The sequence below is a fragment of the uncultured Agitococcus sp. genome (assembly GCF_937920075.1).
Lineage (GTDB): Bacteria > Pseudomonadota > Gammaproteobacteria > Pseudomonadales > Moraxellaceae > Agitococcus.
Genome location: NZ_CALETI010000149.1, coordinates 1 through 1,337, shown reverse-complemented (window position 1 = coordinate 1,337; position 1,337 = coordinate 1). Strand labels below are relative to the sequence as shown.

General features: G+C 39.7%; 2 protein-coding genes. Both read left to right on the top strand.

Annotation, left to right across the window (positions count from 1 at the left end):
• The first annotated feature begins 183 nt into the window (after positions 1 to 183).
• Positions 184 to 411, top strand: coding sequence for a hypothetical protein (locus Q0212_RS05560; RefSeq protein ID WP_297923405.1), 228 nt, complete (start codon positions 184 to 186; stop codon positions 409 to 411).
• Complete coding sequence (locus Q0212_RS05555) at positions 371 to 1,246, top strand: transposase (RefSeq protein ID WP_297923403.1); 876 nt, start codon at positions 371 to 373, stop codon at positions 1,244 to 1,246. Before Q0212_RS05560 ends, Q0212_RS05555 begins: the two co-directional genes overlap by 41 nt.
• The last annotated feature ends 91 nt before the right edge of the window (positions 1,247 to 1,337 follow it).

Sequence of the window (1,337 nt, the reverse complement as noted above, 5' to 3'; positions counted from 1 at the left end):
GTTATTTTTAGCTCAGCACCATCAGTAATTCATCCCCAAGCACTCAACAAATCAAAACAAGATCCATGGCTTGAATGGAAAATTAAAAATAAGACTTATCGTGGATTAATTTATAACTGAAGTTACGCAGCCCTTTAAAAAAGCGCTATCACAACAAAAAAAGCAGTCAGAGAGAGTAAACAAATGAACAAAGACATGATAGAACTCTACAGCGACTACCTCATCGCAAGTTTTGGGCAAACCACCGCCACAGGACTTGCCAATCTACTACAAGGGAGCATCTACCATGACAGCATCACCCGCTTTCTAAACAGTGAAACACTCACCGCCAAAGAACAATGGCAACTGATTAAACCCATGCTAAGACAGCATGAAAATGCCACACCCAGCCACAGGCTATCTCATTTTTGATGACACCATACAGCCCAAACCGCACACAAGCGTCGACGACATCAACTGCTGGCACTACGACCACACCCAAAACAAAAATGTTAAAGGCATTAACCTGCTTAACTGTCTGTATCATCGCAAAGATATCGACATACCCTTAAGCTTTGACATCATCACCAAACCCAATGTCTTTACCGATGACAAAGGCAAGGTTAAACGTAAAAGTGATAAAACCAAAAATCAGCGACTGCTTGATATGTTTGATAGGGCAATCAAAAACCAAGTCAAATTCGACTATGTATTAGCCGATTCTTGGTTTTCAGCCAAAGCGACATTCAAACATATTCGTAAAGCTAACAAGCATTTCATCTTTGCGTTAAAGTCAAATCGCTTGGTGGCTTTAACCCCGGATGATAGAGAAAAAGGTAACTTTGTACGTATTGATGAATCTAATTTACCCGATAATACCCCTGTTCACGGCTTTTTAAATGACTATCATGATGAAGTCTTGTTATTACGCCGAGTCTTTACAAACAAGGACGGTTCTACAGGGGTGTTATATCTAGTATGCTCAGATTTGCAATGCGACAAGGATAAATTTATCAACGGCTATCAAAAACGATGGCAGGTTGAAGTGTATCATAAGTCGTTAAAGCAAAATGCCAATTTGGGTAAGTCGCCTGCTCATAGCCAAAGGGCTCGGTTTAATCATATGTTTTTAGCCACGTATGCGGTGTTTAAGCTTGAGTGTTTGAAAATCAAAACCAAGTTAAATCATTTCGCTTTGCGTACGAAGTTACTAATTTCCGCTAATCAGTCGGCTTTTGCCCAGCTTAAGGCTATTAGCGGTGCGTAACTTCAGTTAATCAATAAAAATAGCCCACAAAATACACAGAAGCTGTGTTAAAAACCAGGGCCAAACTTAAGTTATTGTACGCTATTTTATT